Source organism: Pseudomonas sp. 20P_3.2_Bac5 (assembly GCF_025466035.1).
Classification (GTDB): domain Bacteria; phylum Pseudomonadota; class Gammaproteobacteria; order Pseudomonadales; family Pseudomonadaceae; genus Aquipseudomonas.
The window spans coordinates 1-18,219 of the sequence record NZ_JANLOA010000048.1 but is presented as its reverse complement, the minus strand read 5'-3'; the positions used below and the strand labels follow the sequence as shown (position 1 = coordinate 18,219).

The window sequence follows — 18,219 nt, the reverse complement described above, 5'->3', positions numbered from 1 at the left end:
GGGTCCTGTAGGAGCGAGCTCGCTCGCGATTTTTCGGGCGTCACTTCAGCTTCGGCAACTCCTCATCCGGCATCGCATAGCTGTGCTTCTCATGCACAAACGTCGTCACCAGGGCATACAGGGTTGCGGCCACCACCACCAGGGTGATGAAGCCGAGCACGACCGGTTTGTCGGCGAAGGTGAATACGGCGCTGGCGCCTTCGTAGGTACTGATGCTCATGGCGTTGCTCCTCAGACAGTGGCTTTGCTTTCGGCGATCAGGCTCGCCTTGGGTTTGCTGACCGGCTCGCCATAGATCCCGTTCCATTCCGGGTAGGCCTGGGCCGGGACTTCGGTGAGGTCAAGGCCACGCTCTTCGGCATGCGCCGGAACCCGCAGCACGCCGGCTTTCTTCAGTGCCCAGGAGACCAGGTAGCCGGGGATGAAGCCCAGCGCTGCCATGACCACCGCGCCGCCCAGTTGACCGAAGAAGCTGATCGGCGCCATGCCGTTCATGTTCGGGTAGCCAGCAAGGAAGATGCCGCTGATGACCAGCCCGGCGAAGCCGCCAAAGCCATGCACGGCGAAGGCGCCGACGGCGTCGTCGAGGCGGAATTTCAGCAGCAGGTTGTTCACCAGCGGCGCCACGGCGGCCACGCCCATGCCGATCAGGTAGGCAAGGCCGGGGTGGTAGAGGTCAAGGCCGGGGGCCACGGAGATGATTCCGACCAGGCCACCGGACATCATCCAGTACGGCTCGCGGCTGGTCAGGTAGGCGCCGATCAGGCCGCCGGCGAAGCCCATCAGGGTGTTGAAGGCGAAGGCGGAGAGGGTGGTGGGGGCACCGTAGATGTTGATCCACTGCGCGCCCGAGCTGTAGATGATGCAGCCGCCAAGGAAGCCGAAGAAGCCGACGATGATCAGCATCAGGCCGACCACGCTCATCGGCATGCTGTGGCCGACGATGGCGTTGGCGCTGCCGTCGGGGTTGAAGCGACCGATGCGGGCGCCGAGGTTGATCACCACCGCCAGGGCGAAGAAGCCGGCGATCATGTGCACCACACCCGCCGCGCCGACGTCATGGTAGCCCCACTTCACGGTCAGCCAGCCTTCCGGGTGCCAGCCCCACGCGGCGCCGAACAGCCACAGCACCGAGCCGAGCAGGATGGTCATGATGATGAAGGCGCTCATCCGCGCCCGCTCGATGATGGCCCCGGAGAGGATCGAGCCGGTGGTCGCGGCGAACAGGGCGAAGGCGCCCCAGAAAATCCCGGTGGCGTTGTCCTTGATGTTCGGGCCCATGCTCTGGCTCCACGGCATGGCCGCGGCGAGGGCGTCCATGCGCGGCACGAGGCCGTCGGGGAAGGCGTTGTAGATGGCCCAGCCGAAGAGGAAGAAGGTGGGGACGATGAAGCCGAAGGCGAGGATGTTCTTCACCCCGGCGGCCAGGGCGTTCTTCAGGCGCGAGGCGCCGATTTCGTAGGAGAGGAACCCCGCGTGGATCAGGATCATCAGGGCGATGCACCACCAATAGAAGATTTCCATATTGAGGGTGTTGGTCATCTCGATCAGACCCTTGAGTTCCTCCAGGGTCGGCGTTTTCTGTTCTTCCATCACTCAATCCTCGATGCGTTGTCGCTGGAATAGTTGTGGTGGGCAGAGGGAAGGGGACGACGCTGGTTTCTTGTTTTTGGATTTGTTGCTTGGTGGTCCTTCGCGAGCAAGCTCGCTCCTACAGAAATCGCGTAGGAGCGAGCTAGTCGGGGCGCCGAACCGCAGCGATGCTGTGTCACTGACTCTGCAACATGGTCTGGATCTGCTGCACCGACTCTTGTGTCCGGCGCGCCAGGTTGCGTACTTCATCGGCCACCACGGCGAAGCCGCGGCCGCCTTCACCAGCCCGCGCCGCTTCGATGGCGGCGTTCAGCGCCAGCAGGTTGGTCTGTTCGGCAATCCCGCGAATCACCCCGGCGACCTGGGCGATCTGCCCGTAGGTGGCCTGGATGCTGGCCTGCTCGCGGTCATGCAGCGAGGCGGCGGTTTTCTCGTCGCTGATTTCCCGCACTGCACCGGTCACCCAGGTCAGCCGCCCCTGGGCGTCGCGCAGGCAACGCCCACGCTCGCGGAACCAGACTTCGCCACGGGTCTTGTGGCGCATGCGGTATTCCACGGCGTACAGGCCGTCGCCCTGGCTGTCGACCATGGCGCTGTTGAATACCTTCATGACGTTCTTCAGGTCGTCGGCGTTGACCACGCCGAAGTAGCTGTCCCAGCCATCGGGGAACGTTTCGCGGTTGTAGCCGATCAGGTTGCGGAACTGCTCGGACCAGCGGATCACGTTCTGCGGATGGTCCGGGTCGCCGTTGACCACGTTCATCGCCCAGCAGCCTTCGGTGAGGGTGCGCTTGGTCAGGTCCCAGACCTGGCGTTCTTCGTCCCAGCGCTGCCGCTCGGCCTCCAGGGTCAGGCAGCGCTGTTCGGCGTCGTCGCGTTCGGCGGCGAGGGCCGCCGCCCGCGCTTCGGCTTCCGCCACGCGACGTTCGAGGGCAGCGTGCTCCTCGGCGGTGCAGGGCGGCGTCGGTTGGCGCTCGGCCTGCTGGCGGACCCGCTGCAGCTCCGTCCAATCCCGTTGCAGGTGCTGCAGGGCGCCGGCCAAGCGCGGCTGACGCTGCAGAACCGGCGGATTGAGCGCGCCGCCGCCGTTGCTGGACAGGTGTTCAAGCCACTGGCTGACTTCATTGGCCAGTTCACTGGACGCTTTGCTGAACCACATCGCTCGCTACTCCTTGACGGTGGGGACAGTCCCTCGACTTACACCTAGCAATTTCTCCTCCAGTTTCGTCCTCACGCCCGCACCCGGCTCTTGTCCGGGTCATAGGCCACGGTGCCGGCGGCTACGGTTGCGCCGATGCGCTTCTGCTGGCCGTCGAGCTTGCCCACTTCGACGCGGGTGCCCGGCTCGCAGTGGGCGACGTCGAGGCGGCACAGGGCGATGTTCTTGCCCAGCACCGGCGAACGGGTGGCGCTGGTGATCACCCCGACCTGGGCCCGGCCGACCCGCACGCAATCGCCATGGGCCGCCGGTTCGTTGCCGTCCAGTTCCAGGCCCACCAGTTTCTGCTGCGGATGGGCGGCCCGGCGCAGCAGGGCTTCGCGGCCGATAAAGTCGGCCTGCTTGCTTTTCAGCGGCACGCAGAAGCCGATGCCGGCCTCGAACGGATCGGTCTGGTCGCAGAATTCGTAGCCGGCAAAGATCAGCCCGGCTTCGATGCGCAGCATGTCCAGTGCCGCCAGGCCGAGGGGGACCAACCCCAGCGGGTCGCCCAGCTCCCAGACACGGTTCCACACGCGCAGGGCGTCGCTGGGGTGGCACCAGATTTCATAGCCCAGTTCGCCGGTGTAGCCGGTGCGCGAGACCATCAGCGGCGGGCCGTTGTAGTCGTCCAGGCGCCCGGTGAGGAAGCGGAACCAGCCGAGGTCTTCGAGTTTCGGCTGGGTGCCCGGGGTCCAGATCATCTCCTTGAGCAGGGCACGGGCCAGCGGGCCTTGCACGGCGATGTTGTGGATCTGCTCCGAGGCGCTCTTGATCCAAACCTTCATGCCCAGCTTCGCCGCCTGCTCGCGCAGCCAGTCACCGGCATGGTCCTCGCCGCCGATCCAGCGGAAGGCATCGGCGCCCAGGCGCAGCAGGGTGCCGTCGTCGAGCATGCCGCCGTGGTCGTAGCACATCGCGCTGTAGACCACCTGACCCACCGCCAGCTTGCGCACGTCGCGGGTCAGGCAGTGATCGAGCAAGGCTTCGGCGTCGGGGCCGAGCACGTCGAATTTGCGCAGGGCGGAGAGGTCCATCACCGCCACGCGTTCGCGGCAGCCGTGGTATTCGGCGAGGGTGCCGTAGCCGTCGAACTGGGTCGGGGTCCAGAAGCCGCGGTATTCGCTGAACTGGCGGGTGAGGGCGGAGGTGCCGGGGTGGAAGCCGCTTTCGCGGGTCAGCACCGGGTCGGCGTCGGGCGTTTTTCGAGTGGCCATGGCGATACTGAAACGCTCCTTTTCGCTATACACACGGATATGGATGTCGGTGGGCAGCCAGCCGTTGGCCGGGTCGATGTCGTCCGGGCAGGAACTGCTGGCGCAGACCAGGTCGGTCATGGCACGCAGCAGCACGTAGTCGCCGGGGCGCGACCAGGGTTCGTCGAGGGTCAGGTGCTGGTGGGCGTCGACCCCGGTGTTGAAGAAGAAATTGATCGCCGGCCAGCCGGGGCGACCTGTCACGCCGTGGGCGGCGAGGGCACGGCTGAGGTTGTCGCTGCAGTTGTCATGGCCGAAGTACCCCTGGGCCTCGTAATAGCGCGCGGTGCAGGCCAGGGCGAAGGTGTCGTGGCGGCCCACGGTGTCGCGCACCACTTCCAGCATCGGTTGCAGGTTGCGGTCGTAGAAGCGGCTATACAGGCCGGGCCCTGGATAGGCGCTGCCGTTGAGGGTGCGGGTCACGGTCGGGTCGAGGTCGATTTCGCGGCCGGCATCCAGGCTGCGACGGTCGAAGGCGACGAAGTCCGAGCACTGCCGTCCAGCGACATCCAGCACCTGGATGTACTGGCCGGCACGTACCGCATAGTCCCGCGCCGAGCCTGGGCGAATGGTGAACTCGTCCACCACCTCGCCCAGCGGTGCGGGCAGCGGCGGCGCCAGGGCTTTGCGCGGATTGGCCCGGTGGATCAGCAGGCGCAGCTCGCTGGCCCGTGCCTGGCTGTCGACGGCGATCGGCCCGCCGGGCGCGGCGACCATCACCAGCAGCGCCTCGGCGGCATGGAAGCGGCGGCTGTGATTAGCCGGCGTGCCGGCGGGCCACAGCCGCGCGGCCTCCGGCAGGTGCCGGCAGTCGATACCGCGCCGCACCAGGCCCTCGGTCATGTACGCGGCTTCGCGGCTGCCGTCGTGCAGCAGGTGGCTGATGAAACCGGTGTCGGGGCTTGGCCGCAGGCCGAGGGCGCCCAGCGCCGGGCGGCTGCCGGCGAAGGCCAGCAACTCGGCGCGCTGGTCGCCTTCGAGGTCTATCACCTCCAGCCGGTCGCCCGGTTCAAGGCCAATCACCGTCAGGCCGCCGGGGGCGACGCGGTGGCGTTCCAGGCTCGCCGCGCGGGCGAACAACGCCGGCTCCAGCGGTCGGGATATCACGGGGGTTTGCATGCAAGGCTCCTTGGCTGACGGGTTGCGCGCTTACGAGGGGGTCATCGCGCCGGGGATCGGCTCTGGCGTCTTCAACGCGGTGCGCGGGTCATCGGCCAGGTAAGCCGCCAGGGAATCGTCGAGCGCTTCCAGCCACGGCGTGTGGTGGGGCGTGGCGAGGGTGCCGGTGATCAGCGAACGGTGGCATTTGTCGCGGTAGCCCATGATGTTTTCGTACTTGTCTTTCTTCCATTTCAGGAAGGTTTCGTTCACCGCGGCGATGTCGAAGCTCGGGTAGTCGGTGGCCTCGATCAACTGGCGGATGTACTCGCCCTGGAACTCGAACATCTGCTGGGCGGTTTCGAGTTTTTCTTCTGCCTCGCGCCAGGCCAGGTCTTCGGCCTGCATCCGTTGCGGGTCGGGCAGGACGATGCGCCCGAGGATCACATCGCGGGCGTACCAGGCCTGGGCGTCGAACATGTTGAAGCTGTACCACTGGTCCTGCATGCCGAGGTAGATCAGCCGCGGGTTCTGCTCCCAGAACACGCCTTTGTAGAGGTTTAGCGGCCACAGGCGGTTGCCGGTTTTCAGGCGCAGTTCTTCCGGCAGGAACGGGAAGTGGTGTTTGTAGCCGGTGCAGAGAATGATCGCGTCGACGTGTTTGCTGCTGCCGTCGATGAAGAATGCGGTGCTGCCTTTCACATGGGTGAGCAGCGGTTTTTCTTCCCAGTTTTCCGGCCACTGGTAGCCCATCGGCGCGCTGCGGTAGCAACTGGTGATGCTGCGGGCGCCGTACTTGAAGCATTGCGAGCCGATGTCTTCGGCCGAGTAGCTGCCGCCGACGATAAGGACGTCCTTGCCGCGAAATTCCAGGGCATCGCGGAAGTCATGGGCGTGCAGCACGCGGCCGGCGAAGCTTTCGAAACCGGGGAAGCAGGGCACGTTCGGCGTGGAGAAATGCCCGCTGGCGACCACCACGTAATCGAAGGTTTCGCTGTAGGTCAGGTCTTGCGCGTAGTTGTGGGCGGTGACGCTGAAGGTCTGGCTCTCGGCGTCGAAATGCACGTCGCGCACGGCGGTGTTGAAGCGGATCCACGGGCGGACGCCGGCTTTTTCCACGCGGCCCTGGATGTAATCCCAGAGCACCTCGCGCGGCGGGTAGGAGCCCATGGGCCGGCCGAAATGCTCATCGAAGCTGTAGTCGGCGAATTCCAGGCATTCTTTCGGCCCGTTGGACCAAAGGTAGCGGTACATGCTGCCGTGGACCGGCTCGCCGTGTTCGTCCAGGCCGGTGCGCCAGGTGTAGTTCCACATGCCGCCCCAGTCCGCCTGTTTTTCGAAACAGACCAGTTCGGGAATCTCGGCGCCCTGGGCATGGGCCGACTGGAAGGCACGCAACTGGGCCAGGCCGCAGGGGCCGGCGCCGATGATGGCAACACGCAGTTTCATGGGGGTACTCCATGTGAGTTTTCTCGGAAGAACATCACTTGTTGGTTCAAGGGGTTCTGTAGGAGCGAGCTCGCTCGCGAAGGTCGTTGCAACGCAGCCCCAGCCTCGGCAACTGAAACTGTCCAGGCCGGTCAGTGAGGGCCCTTCGCGATCAAGCTCGCTCCTACAGGTTTTGCATCGCTCGTGTGGCGCGCGGTATCAGCGGAAAATCACGGTCCGTTCGCCGTTGAGAAACACCCGGTGTTGCAGGTGGTATTTCACGGCGCGGGACAGGGCCACGGTCTCGGTATCGCGGCCGATGCTGACCAGGTCGTCGGGCAGCCAGGCGTGGTCCACCCGCTGCACTTCCTGTTCGATGATCGGGCCCTCGTCGAGGTCGGAGGTGACGTAGTGCGCGGTGGCGCCGATCAGCTTGACGCCGCGGGCGTAGGCCTGGTGATAGGGCTTGGCGCCCTTGAAACCGGGGAGGAAGGAGTGGTGGATATTGATGGCCCGGCCAGACAGTTGCCGGCACAGGTCATCGGACAGGATCTGCATGTAGCGCGCCAGCACCACCAGCTCGGTGCCGGTCTCTTCCACCAGTTGCAGCAGCGCGGCTTCCTGCTGCGTCTTGGTGTCTTTGGTCACCGGCAGGTAGACGAAGCGGATGCCCTCACGCTCGGCCATCGGTCGCAGGTCGAGGTGGTTGGAGACGATGGCGGTGATGCGCATGTCCATCTCGCCTTTCTGGTGGCGGTAGAGCAGGTCGGCCAGGCAGTGGTCGTATTTGCTGACCATCAGCAGTACCGGCATCGGCCGGTTGCCTTCGAACAGGTCCCAGTCCATGGCGAAGGGCACGGCGACGTCGACGAAGCCCTGGCGCAGGGCGTCCAGGTCGGGCTTCACGCCATCGTTGAAGCGGAAGACCGCGCGCATGAAGAAGCGCCCGGCAAGTTCGTCGTCGAACTGCGCGAGTTCGCTGATGTAGCACTCGCGGCCCGCCAGGTAAGTGGTGACCGCCGCGACGATGCCGGAGGTTGCCGGGCAGCTGATCTTGAGGATGTAGTGGGTCATGTCGGTGGTTCTCGTGCAGGCAAGGTCGGAAGCGTTCAGCCTTTGGCGGTGCGCTTTTTCTTTTCCGGGTCGTCGAACGGCAGGCTATGGGCGATGGCCTTGGCGCTGAGGCTGCCGCGCACTTCGAGGGGCAGGCCCTGGCTGGCGATGTGCGGCTCGACGCGGGCGATGGCCATGGAGCGTTCGGTCAGGCGCGAGTACATGGCGCAGGTGATCACGCCGACCTGGCGACCGTCGTGCCAGAGGGTGTCGCCGTTCTGCGCGGCGCTATGGCCGTCGAGCAGCACGCCGAAGATCTTGAAGCGCTCCTGGCCCTGGCGCCGGTAATGCTCGCCGGCACCGCGAAAGTCGCGCTTGCCGGGTGACACGGTGAAGTCCAGGCCCAGTTCCCAGAGGGTGTCGCCGGCTTTCTGGTCGGCGAAGGGGTACATCTGCGAGTTGTCGTAGGGGAAGAACAGCAGGTAGCTCTCGACCCGCAGCCAGTCGAGGGCGGTGAAGGCGCAGGGGATGATGCCGTGGCCCTGGCCTTTTTCCAGGATGCTGTCCCAGATCAGCGGGGCGTCGGCGGCCTTGCAGAAGATCTCGTAGCCGCGCTCGCCGGTGTAGCCGGTGCGGGAGATCATCACCGGCCGGTCGAACAGCTTGGTTTGCAGGTGGTGGAAGTACGGCAGGTCGCGGATGCCGGGAACGTGTTCGGCGAGGAAGTCCACCGCCTTGGGCCCTTGCAGCGACAGGTCGTGGAGGTCGTCGTCGAACAGCACCGCGACCTGGCGGCCCTGGGCCGAGCGGATCAGCATTTCGTGGCCGATGCCGGCGCCGTGCACCACCATGAAGGCGTTGGGGCCGGTGCGGTAGACGATGCAGTCATCGGCGAAGGTGCCGTCCTCATCCAGCAGGCTGGCGTACACCGATTTGCCCGGATAGAGCTTCGAGATATCCCGTGTGGTCGCGTACTGCAGCAGGCTTTCGGCATGGGGCCCGACGTAGTGGACCTTTTTCAGCCCGGACACGTCCATCAAGCCGGCGTGGGTGCGGATGGCTTCGTGGTGGTCGGCCAGGTCGCTGGCGTAGGTCCAGGCGGTGCCCATGCCGTTCCAGTCTTCCAGGTTCGAACCGAGGGCCAGGTGGCGTTCGCGGAGCGCGCTGATGCGCCATGAGTTGCTCATGGGAAATTCCTCTTGTGGTGAATCGGGGTCAGGCTTCGGGGTCGAAGCGGCTCAGCCACTGGACCAGCGGCTGGCGGTAACGGGTCATGCCCTTGTAGTCGGCGATGGCCTCGGGCAGGTCGCGGATCACCCGGTGCAGGCGCTGCGCCCAAGCCGGATTGGTGACCAGCTCATCCAGGCTGATGAGGTAGGTGCGGATGCCGAACAGCAGCGCGTTGGAGCGCGGCAGCCGCAGCATCAGTTGCAGCTCCACGCGCAGGTGCACCAACTCGCCGGCGTTGTCGGCGGTGACCTTGCCGCGGTCGCTGCCCCACTGATGGAAGGTTTCGGGCGAGGTGTCCAGGCGCGGATTGATGGTCAGGGTCCAGTTCAGCCGGCGCACCGGCTGGCCGACCTGGATGTTCACCAGGTACTTGAGGGCACGGTCGAACACGCCCATCTGGTTGGCGATCGGCACGGGCGAATGCCACTGCTTGAAGCTCATGCCGGCGTCGAAGCGCAGCGACCAGTCCGCCGGGCAGGTGACCATACCGGCGTCCATGAACAGGTCGTTGTCGCGCTGGTCGAGCAGGGCGAAATCGCCCTGCATCTGCCGGGTGATGTATTCCAGGGGTTCGCAGGGCAGGGTGGTTGGGTCGCCGTAGGTGAAGCGCTGGTCGATACCGAGCGCGAGGTTGCGCCAGTGCCAGGCGTCGCCGTGGCGGGTCAGTTGAAAGTGTTCCGGGTAGTCGCGGGCGAGGTGTTCCATCAGCACTTCGAGGATGTCCCAGGCCGCCGGCACCATGTGCGGCATGACCATGCAGCGCTCCGGGTCCTGCTCCAGCACCCGGGCGCGCTCGGCCATTTCCGAGACGTAGTGCTCGTCCACATCGAAGGTGTGTTCGAACACCGAGCCCGGATCGCGGGACACCGCCGGCTCGATGTTCACCGAGTACATGTACTGGTCTTCGGGGAACGGGAAGGGAAAGCGGGCGATGGCCGCCGCGCTGTTGTGAAAACTGAAGTCGTCCCGGTAGGTTTCGTTCGGCGTGAAAGTCAGGGTCATGGCGTGGCGTCTCCGGGGTCAGATATCGAGCAGGATCGGGCTGCCGCAGCCGCGGGATACGCACGGCATCAGGCTGCTGGCGCGCTCGGCGGCGGCGAGGACGTGGTCGCGGTGTTCGACGTCGCCTTTCAGGTACGGCGTCTGGCACTGGCCGCAGACCCCGCCGCGACACAGGTTGGGCACTTCCACACCGGCGGCTTCGAGGGCTTCGAGCAGGCTTTGCTCGGCGCTGACCTGCAGGTGCCGGCCGCTGCGCAGCAGCTCGACGCGAAACGGCTGGCCGGGTTGCGCTGCGGCGAAGGCTTCGCTGTGCACCCTGCGTGGGCTCCAGCCGAAGGCGGCGGCCTGCTCCTGGATAGCCAGCAACAGCGATTGCGGGCCGCAACTGTAGACGTGGGCGCCCAGCGGGCGATCGCGCAGCAGGACGGCGGGGTCCAGGCGCCGGGTGCCACTGGGGTATTCATGCAGACGTGGGCCAAGCAGCGCGCGCAGTTCGGTCAGGTAGGCATCGCTGCTGCCGGCGCGGTAGGCGTAATGCAGTTCGAAGTCTTCGCCACGGCGCAGCAGTTCGCGGCCATGGGCGAGGAACGGCGTGATGCCGATGCCGGCCGCCACCAGCAGGTGCTGGCGGGCCTTGCTGTACAGCGGGAAGAGATTAGCCGGGGCGCTGATGGCGAGCTGGTCGCCGGCGTTCATTTCCTGATGGAGAAAACGCGAGCCGCCGCGCGAGGCGTCCTGATGGCGCACGGCGATGCGGTACTGGCGCCGGTCGGCCGGGTCGCCCAGCAGCGAGTAGGCGTTGCGCCGGCCATTGGGCAGGTGCACTTGCACATGGCTGCCGGCGGAGAAACCGGGCAGCTCGCCGGTCAGGGCTTCCAGGCGGTACTCGCGGATCACCGGGGTGAGTTCGCGGATGGCGGCGATACGGACGTCGATCATGGGCGCACCTCGGCGAACGGTTGCTCGGCATCGGCGCAGACCCCGAGGTAGGCGCCCAGCCGTTGCGAGAAGTGGCGGCGCACCTCCAGGTGCACACCGCAGTGGCCGCAGACCAGGCTGTCTTCGGGGCTGGCGGGCTGGCAGCGGGCGCAGTGCACGCAGAACACCAGGCGGCTGCCTTGCACATGGCTGAGGACGATTTCGTCGTCTTGCAGGCCGGCTTGCCGTGCCACGGCGTGCAGCGGCCAGATAAACGCTTCGTCGCCGCGCAGTTCCAGGCGCAGGCCGCAGCGGGCCTGGGCCAGGCGGCTGCTCAGGGCGTGGTGCAGGGCGGCGCTGTCGGCGAAGTCGGTCAGCACCAATTGGCGTTCGTCTGTTATCTGGGAGTCCCTGGCGCGGGTCACCAGCAGATCGATGGCAGGGCGGGACGGACTGGCCGGATAGCACGGGACGCTGAACGGATGGACGGTGGCGACACTGCTCATGGACACCTCGGCGGATGAAGTCGTGTTTCTTCGTGGGGTAAATAATTTCCCCGCAAGAAATTTCGCTCAATCCGCTAGAGGAGGTATGCCAAAAGGAGTAGTTGCCATGAAAGGGCATGGAAGTTGCTGTCCCTCAGGCAATTCCCCAGGGTTGCAGGAGTAGAGGGATGGACAACGCCACGCTGTCGACGCCCGGCCGGGACGCACTCACCGAGCGCGAGGGCCAGACCCTGACGCTGATCGGCGCGGGTCTGAGTAACAAGCAGATCGCCCGGGAGCTGGGAATCAGCGACGGGACCGTGAAGATCTACGTGCGTAACCTGTTGCGCAAATTCCGCATGGAATCGCGCTTGGCACTGGCGACACGGGTGCACCGTGGCGTGCCCGCTGAGCGTGCAACTGCGGCGCCGGCTGCACCGATTCCGTTCGCCCTTGGCCTGCTGAATGAACTGCCGGGCCTGATCTACCGCGGCAAGAACGACCGCAGTTGGTACATGGAGTACGTCAGCGCCGGCTGCATGCCCCTGACTGGCTACCCCGCCGACTACCTCACCAGCAACCCGCAGCGCAGTTTCGGCTCGCTGATCCTTGATGAGTACGCCGATTACATCTGGTACTGCGTGCAGTGCGCGCTGCTCAAGCACGAGCCGTATCAGCTCAGCTACCGCATCCGCTGCGCGCAGGGGCGGATCAAGGATGTCTGGGAAACGGGGGTGGGGATCTACTCCAGCAGCGGCGAGGTGTTGGGGGTGGAGGGGGCGATTTTCGAGCGGTTGGTCTGAGAGGTTTGCGGGGCTGACGGGGCCTCATCGCTGGCAAGCCACACACAGGGTGCAGGCTAAACGCAGAACCCTGTGGGGGCCAGTCTTGTCGGCGATGAGGCCGGTCGGAACGATGTTGTTGCCAGCCCTGGGCTACCTGAACAACGGACTCAAATGCTCGCTGAGGTACACCCCTTCCGGGTCCAGTTCGCGGCGTAGGGCGCGGAAGTCCCTGGCCCTTGGATAGATCGCCGCCACATCCTCACCGGTGAGGAAGTGCAGCTTGCCCCAATGCGGCCGGCCCCCATAACTGCGCAGGATGGCATCCACCGCACGGAGGAATCCCCAGTAGTCCGTACCCGGTTCTCCGGAGACCGAAATCGTCACGCTGTCCTGCTCGAAGAACGGGCTCATCCAGGCGCCGTCGCCCGCAGTGAAGCGGTACTCGATCGGGTAGATCGCTTCCGGGAAGTCTTCGAGCATGGTCTTGCGCACGGCCCGCAGCGCTTCTTTGGCGTGAACCAGCGGCACGGCGTATTCCAGTTCATGGAAGTTGGGCAGGTATTCGATGGGGTAGACGTCGGAGCTGTAGGCGATTTTTTCGAAGGCACTTTCAAGCGGCGGGCGGTCGGTGATGTCCATCACCTTGACCTCGCAGACATCGGTGGTGCGGTCGCTGCTGGAGGTGGCCGCGGTGTCGGGCAGGCAGTAGCAGTGACGGCTGCGTTCGGTGGGGCACCAGAAGAAGCTGAAGTGCCGGTGCGTCCTGGCCAGTTCGTCATGCTTTTCCATCACGCTTTCGAAGTCTTCCCGCCAGATGCGTTCGTGCAGATGGAAGCTGTCGGTCACCTGCATTGTCAGTTCGGAGACGATGCCCAGCACGCCGAGCGACACCCGCCCGGCCTGGAGCAGGTCCGGTGTACTTTCGTCGACGACGATGATGCGGCCGTCCGGCTGGATCAGCTTCATGCCGACGATCGACGACGCCAGGTTGCCCAGTTGCAGGCCGGTGCCATGGGTGCCGGTGGTGAGGGCGCCGGCGATGGACTGGCTGTCGATATCGCCTTGGTTGATCATCGAAAACCCGGCATCCCGCAGCGCCTTGCCGAAGGCATTGACGGTGGTTCCGGCACCGGCGGTTACCCGTTTGCGCTCGTAGTCGATATGGCGGATGCCACTGAGGTTGCCCAGTGTCAGGTGCAGGCCGTTGGTCAGCGCCACGGGCGTGAAGGAATGCCCGGACCCGGCGACGCGCACGTTCAGGCCCCGGCGCGTTGCGTCGCTGACCAGGCTGCACAGTTCGTCTTCACTGGTCGGCGCGCCGCGCTCGGCACGGATGCAGGACTGGTTGCCGGCCCAGTTACGCCAGTGGGCGTGCTCCAGTCCGAACTCATTGATGTGCATGTTGTTCGACGAGGTGGTCACGATAGATCTCCTGCTTGTTGTTCTGATCAGAGAGCCGTGTAGGCGTTGTCGGCGAACAGGTGCGCGCCGTTGACGAAACTGGCGTCGTCGCTGGCGAGGAACAGCGCGGCGGCGGCGATTTCTTCGGGGCGGCACAGGCGGCCCTGGGCTACGGCGATCGCCGCCTCGGTGACATCCACGCCGTATTTGCCCAGGGTGTCGATTTCACGCAGGCCGTGAGCGGTGGCGATAAAGCCGGGACAGATGGCGTTGGAACGGATCCCGCGATCACGGTACTCGACCGCGATGGCCCGGGCGAACATATGGGTGGCACCCTTGCTGGTGCAATACAGCACCTCCATCGGCGTACCCACCACCGCCGAGATCGACGAGGTGCAGACGATGCTGCCGCCGCCCGCCGCGAGCATTCCCGGCAACACGGCCTTGGTCACGAGGAACATGCTCTTGACGTTGACCGCCATGATCCGGTCCCAGTCCTCTTCGGTGGTGTCGAGGAAGGGCTTGGCGCAAAGGATGCCGGCGTGGTTCATCAAGACGGTGATCGGGCCGAACGCTTCTTCCACACTGGCCACTGCGGCGGCCACTTGCGCCGCGTCGGACACATCTGCCGCCGCGAACACCACGTCATGACCGGCCTCCCGCAGGGCATGGGCGATGCGGCTGCCGTCGCTGCTCGGCAGGTCGACAATTCCGACGCGTGCGCCCTCGGCGGCGAACAGTTCCGATGCGGCCAGGCCGCAGCCTCCCGCACCACCGGTGACAAGGGCAACTTTGCCGTTGAGGCGTCCACTCATTGTGTTTCTCCTGAACGTGGAACAGGCCACGTAATGAAGTGCTTTTATTGGAGGGCAGCAACTGGCGCTGTGGTATCGAGAATGAACGGGGAAGTTGCGGAAAACCATATACCTGGCGGTATAGATGGAGTGATTTAAATCCATTGGAAGTTGCACCGGATTCGCGCACGAAAAAGCCCCGGTGCCTGTTGCAGAGGCCCGGGACAGTAACGGTCGCTGTTCAGGAAGTTCTGGCGATGTAGTTGATGAATAAACGGAAAAGTTCCGCGTAAGTGGAGATCTCCAGACGCTGGTAGATATTGTGCTTGTGCACTTTTACTGTGCCTTCAGAGATATTCAGGGTGCGTGCGATCGAGGTACTGCTATGTCCCTGCAACACCAGTTTGGCGACATAGCGCTGGGTATCGGTCAGTTGTCCCTGGAGCATGTCGATGAAAGCGTCTTCGAGCATCACATCGCTGCGTTGCGGGTCCACCAGTTGGTCGCCCAGGGCCAGCCGGCAATGCAGTTCGAAGACCGCTGACAGCACCGGCGCCATCCGCCCCAGTTCCGTCAGTTCGTCGTCGCTGAACGGCCCTTTGGAGAGATTGCGCATCAGTGAATAGACCACCGCGACCTGCGGGCGGATGGGCACGATGAAGCCGACTTCCTCGATCTCGCTGCCTTGTTCGGACGACACGCAGGGGTGCAGGTCCCTGGAGATGGCGAAGCCCGAGGAAAAGAAGCTGTCGGGGGCCAGATCGCTCATGCGCCAGAGGCCGGCGGGGTGTTCGTTGATGCAGGCGACATAGAACGGATCGAGCAGATAGCCGCCACGCAGGTAGGCGGCCAGGGTCTTTTCCGGCACCGACTGGTTGTAGCCGTTGTGGATCAGCCGCGCGTTGTGGTTGAAGCGGAACAGGTAGGCGCAGCTCATATCGAACGCCAGCGTGCGCCGGACCATTTCATCCAGCGCACCACCCAGTGCCTCGCTGCCTGCCGCGCGTATGACCGCCGACAGGCGTGTCGCTTCTTCAGCTCTCATTGTGATTGCCACGCCTTCTGCTTTCGGGCTCAAACAAGCCGGGGCGCGGCCTCGAAGTGCGCTTGCCCGGCGATGTCCGAAAGATCCATTTCCACGGCTTTCGGCACCGCCAGCCAGTAAGCCAGAAGCATGCCAAGGGCGCCGCCGGTCAATTTTCCGATGATCAGGGGCAGGATCAGGGTGGGCTGGAAGTTGGCCGAGAAGGCCATGTGATCGCCGAAGGTGAAGGCGGCGCAGACCGAGAAGGCGATGACCAGCACCTTGTCCTTGGCCGGCATGTCCTGCACCAGACGGAACATCGCCAGGATATTGCACGAGGCCGCCAGCACACCGGCGGCGCCCACTGCGGACAGGCCCAGGCGTGTCGCGACCTTCTCGATCGGCCGGGACAGGAAGCGCTTGATCAGGTACACCATCGGGAACGCGCCGCACAGCATGATGCCGATATAGCCGGCGATTTCCAGGGCGCGGAACTGGTCGGTCTGGTCGGCAATGATCGGCGCGAAGCCCCAGCCGCCGAACAGGTGGCTGAAGGCGGAGGTGAAGTACTCGACGATGGAAGCGACCAGCACCAGTGTTACCAGCAGATACATGAGCTGACCCAGTTTCAGGAACAGCGTCACCATCAGTCCGGGCAGGTAGCGCAGGGCGGCGGCGAGGGCGAGGCAGAACAGGATCAGCGGCATCAGGTTGCGCAACAACATGGGCAGGGTGAAGTGCAGGGCCTGGGTGGCGGCGCCGGTGGTGGCGACATCCGCCCGCACACCGAGGCCGAGGAATTGGGTCACCATGGCAATCACCAGGATGCTCAGGGGGATGGTCAACAGCCCGGCCATGACCCCGAGCGCCATGTACTTGTGATCGACCTTGCGCAGCATCGCCAGCCCCACCGGAATGACGAAAATCACCGTGGCGCCGGACTGGAAGCCAGTCAGCAGGCCGAGTATCCAGCCCTCGGGGCTTTGCGCGAGGCTGTGGGCCAGCTGATAGCCGCCCATGTCCGAGGCGATGAAGATCGGGCCGGCTATTCCCGGGTCGGCGCCCATCCACAGGAATATCGGCGCGATGAAGGTGGCGATGAAGCTGGAGATATAGGGAATCGAGGCCATGATCCCGGCGACAGGGATAAAGATCGGGCCGATGCTGTGCAGGCCCGCGGTGAACTCCTTGCCGAGCGCCGACTCGGCGTCGACGATCGAGGCGATGGCGCCAATGACGGCGCAGGCCATGATCAGGTAAATGATGTACGTGCCGATATTTTCCATGATTGCTGCCTCTTCTCTTGTTCGGTTTATTGGCAGTTGGACAGGGATGCTGCAGGGCGACGCCGAAGCACAAGGCTGGCGCCGGCTCCGGGGGCGGGATTGTTGTGAGGGACGCTTGCCGGAGTGATAGGCAAGGTACGGCGGCGGGCGCCGTTCTGTACATATACCGGGGGGTATAGGAGGGGGGATGAAATTTTGCTGGATTCACTGGCGATGAGGCCGGCCGCAAACCTGCTGCCGGCCGGCCGCTATCGCTGGCTACGTCAAAGCGAAGCCTTTACCTGTAAGCCAAACACCAGCGCATTATCGATATCACTGCCCGAGAAAGCCCCCGGCTCGATGATGTACTGCACATCCGGGCGCAGCATCAGCCACGGGGTCGCCTGGTAGCCATAGCTCAGTTCGATCAGGCGCTCGGCGTTGTCCAGGTTGGGGAAGTCCTGGCCAGTGGCGAGGGCGTTCTGTTCCTGCACTTCGCGGCTGCGTGGATTAGGCACCGCGCGGCCGAAACCGAGTGCCACCGTGTCATTGGGACGGCTGGCGAACGGCTGCTTGAGCACTACGCCGGTGCTGTACCACTTGCTGAACGGCGACGCCGCCGAACTCGCCGCCGCCGCCTGGCCGAACACGTGCAGGCTCTGCCCCGACAGCGCACCGGATTGCCATACCGCCTGGTCCAGCAGCAGGTAATGGCCGCCACGACCGGCGACTTTTTCATTGCTGCCGATGCGCGTGGCGTCAGAGTTGTCGTAGTACCAGCCCAGTTTGTATTCGCCCGCCAGGCCATCGAGTTTCTTGTACACCAGCTCCACCGGAACCACGGTGCCGGTCTTGTGCTTGGGCGTGACATGCCAGGCGCGGCTGGAGTTGCCGTTGCTGTCCGGGTCGACGGCAAAGGCCGCGACGCGTACCTGCCAGGCCGGGTTGAAGCTGTACTTCAGGCGCACGCCGAGGCGGGCGTTGGGGTAGTTGGTCCAGCCGCTGCCGCCGGACATGTTCAGCGGATGCCCGCAGAAACCGGCGTTCATGAAGTTGCACAGAATGCCGCTGTCGAGGCCGCCGAGGTCGTTGCCCATGGCCATGTAGCCGAGCTTCACGTCCAGCGCCGGGGTGAACAGGCTGCGCTCGTAGCTCAGTTCGGTGAGGCGGGTGTAGAGGCCGCCGAAGTTTTCCTGTACTGGCAGGCGGTTGCCGACCAGGTCACCGGAGCCGTCGTTGCCGCGTCGGTCGTTGACGGTCAGTTGCACCACGCCGGCATTATCGACGCCGTAGATTTTTTCCAGGTCGAAGCGCACGCCGAGCTTGAGGTTCTGCGAGTAGCGCGCCGAACGCTTGAGGCCGCCGTCGGCGTTGTATACGGTCTCGCCGCTGTAGTCGCCGGTAAAGTGGATGCCGTCGGCTTCCAGTTGGTTGCGCAGGCCGCCCCAGTCGCCGGTCAGGGTCGAGCGGTCGAACACATCGGAGGCGTTAGCGAAGGCGGGGGTCAGACAGCAGGCCGCCAGCAGCAGGGCAGCACGGCGGTCGGAAAGAACAGAAAACATGAAGGAGATTCCCGGGGTAAAGCCAAAACAGAACGCGCGGCCGAAGCCGCGCGGGACAAACGTGGGGCCCCCCCCCCGGGGGGGGGGGGGGGTGGTTAACGGCACGGGGTGGTTATTAACTAAAATC

The 18,219-nt window shown here is 64.9% G+C and carries 15 protein-coding genes and 2 pseudogenes; 1 reads left to right on the top strand and 16 read right to left on the bottom strand.

The window, feature by feature from the left end; genetic code table 11:
* Positions 1-40 precede the first annotated feature (40 nt).
* From NTD88_RS08580 to NTD88_RS08535, 11 genes and pseudogenes are all read right to left on the bottom strand, one after another.
* Entirely contained in the window at positions 41-220 is a 180-nt protein-coding gene (locus tag NTD88_RS08580; RefSeq protein ID WP_095155140.1) for a hypothetical protein, read from the bottom strand.
* Between the two features lie 11 nt (positions 221-231).
* Entirely contained in the window at positions 232-1,593 is a 1,362-nt protein-coding gene (locus tag NTD88_RS08575; RefSeq protein WP_262156311.1) for an ammonium transporter, read from the bottom strand.
* Positions 1,594-1,780: 187 nt separating this feature from the next.
* Positions 1,781-2,044, bottom strand: a pseudogene (locus tag NTD88_RS29175) (methyl-accepting chemotaxis protein); the annotation flags it as partial.
* Between the two features lie 27 nt (positions 2,045-2,071).
* Positions 2,072-2,356: pseudogene (locus tag NTD88_RS29170) on the bottom strand (PAS domain-containing protein); the annotation flags it as partial.
* Between the two features lie 467 nt (positions 2,357-2,823).
* Positions 2,824-5,166 (bottom strand): DUF1989 domain-containing protein, encoded by a 2,343-nt coding sequence (locus NTD88_RS08565; RefSeq protein ID WP_262191722.1) that lies wholly within the window; start codon positions 5,164-5,166, stop codon positions 2,824-2,826.
* A gap of 30 nt (positions 5,167-5,196) precedes the next feature.
* Positions 5,197-6,594 carry an NAD(P)-binding domain-containing protein gene (locus NTD88_RS08560; protein WP_262154858.1) on the bottom strand — a complete coding sequence of 466 codons (1,398 nt, stop codon included), beginning with the start codon at positions 6,592-6,594 and terminating at the stop codon, positions 5,197-5,199.
* A gap of 198 nt (positions 6,595-6,792) precedes the next feature.
* A complete protein-coding gene (purU, locus tag NTD88_RS08555) occupies positions 6,793-7,647 on the bottom strand; it encodes a formyltetrahydrofolate deformylase (protein ID WP_095155135.1) in 855 nt (284 codons plus the stop codon).
* Positions 7,648-7,682: 35 nt separating this feature from the next.
* Complete coding sequence (locus NTD88_RS08550) at positions 7,683-8,813, bottom strand: aminomethyltransferase family protein (RefSeq protein WP_262154859.1); 1,131 nt, start codon at positions 8,811-8,813, stop codon at positions 7,683-7,685.
* Between the two features lie 28 nt (positions 8,814-8,841).
* The gene (locus NTD88_RS08545) at positions 8,842-9,858 is read right to left on the bottom strand and encodes a heme-dependent oxidative N-demethylase family protein (protein WP_095155133.1); all 1,017 of its coding nucleotides are present in this window, start codon (positions 9,856-9,858) and stop codon (positions 8,842-8,844) included.
* A gap of 18 nt (positions 9,859-9,876) precedes the next feature.
* Positions 9,877-10,797, bottom strand: a complete 921-nt coding sequence (locus tag NTD88_RS08540) for a PDR/VanB family oxidoreductase (protein WP_262154860.1) — start codon at positions 10,795-10,797, stop codon at positions 9,877-9,879.
* Positions 10,794-11,282, bottom strand: a complete 489-nt coding sequence (locus NTD88_RS08535; protein WP_095155131.1) for a dimethylamine monooxygenase subunit DmmA family protein — start codon at positions 11,280-11,282, stop codon at positions 10,794-10,796. Before NTD88_RS08535 ends, NTD88_RS08540 begins: the two co-directional genes overlap by 4 nt.
* Positions 11,283-11,449: 167 nt before the next feature.
* On the opposite strand from NTD88_RS08535, the gene NTD88_RS08530 reads away from it, so the two are divergent.
* Positions 11,450-12,064 carry a LuxR C-terminal-related transcriptional regulator gene (locus tag NTD88_RS08530; RefSeq protein ID WP_262131185.1) on the top strand — a complete coding sequence of 205 codons (615 nt, stop codon included), beginning with the start codon at positions 11,450-11,452 and terminating at the stop codon, positions 12,062-12,064.
* 132 nt (positions 12,065-12,196) lie between these two features.
* Here NTD88_RS08530 and NTD88_RS08525 read toward each other — a convergent pair whose 3' ends face one another.
* The 5 genes from NTD88_RS08525 to NTD88_RS08505 all read right to left on the bottom strand — a co-directional run bounded on the left by NTD88_RS08525 (position 12,197) and on the right by NTD88_RS08505 (position 18,092).
* Positions 12,197-13,468 (bottom strand): D-arabinono-1,4-lactone oxidase, encoded by a 1,272-nt coding sequence (locus NTD88_RS08525; protein ID WP_262154861.1) that lies wholly within the window; start codon positions 13,466-13,468, stop codon positions 12,197-12,199.
* A 26-nt stretch (positions 13,469-13,494) separates the two neighbouring features.
* Positions 13,495-14,262: an SDR family NAD(P)-dependent oxidoreductase gene (locus tag NTD88_RS08520; protein ID WP_095155128.1), complete on the bottom strand. Its 768-nt coding sequence runs from the start codon at positions 14,260-14,262 to the stop codon at positions 13,495-13,497.
* 220 nt (positions 14,263-14,482) lie between these two features.
* Positions 14,483-15,286 (bottom strand): LuxR family transcriptional regulator, encoded by an 804-nt coding sequence (locus tag NTD88_RS08515; protein WP_262154862.1) that lies wholly within the window; start codon positions 15,284-15,286, stop codon positions 14,483-14,485.
* A gap of 29 nt (positions 15,287-15,315) precedes the next feature.
* Complete coding sequence (eutH, locus tag NTD88_RS08510) at positions 15,316-16,551, bottom strand: ethanolamine utilization protein EutH (protein WP_095155126.1); 1,236 nt, start codon at positions 16,549-16,551, stop codon at positions 15,316-15,318.
* Between the two features lie 263 nt (positions 16,552-16,814).
* The gene (locus NTD88_RS08505) at positions 16,815-18,092 is read right to left on the bottom strand and encodes a carbohydrate porin (RefSeq protein ID WP_262154863.1); all 1,278 of its coding nucleotides are present in this window, start codon (positions 18,090-18,092) and stop codon (positions 16,815-16,817) included.
* Between the last annotated feature and the right edge of the window lie 127 nt (positions 18,093-18,219).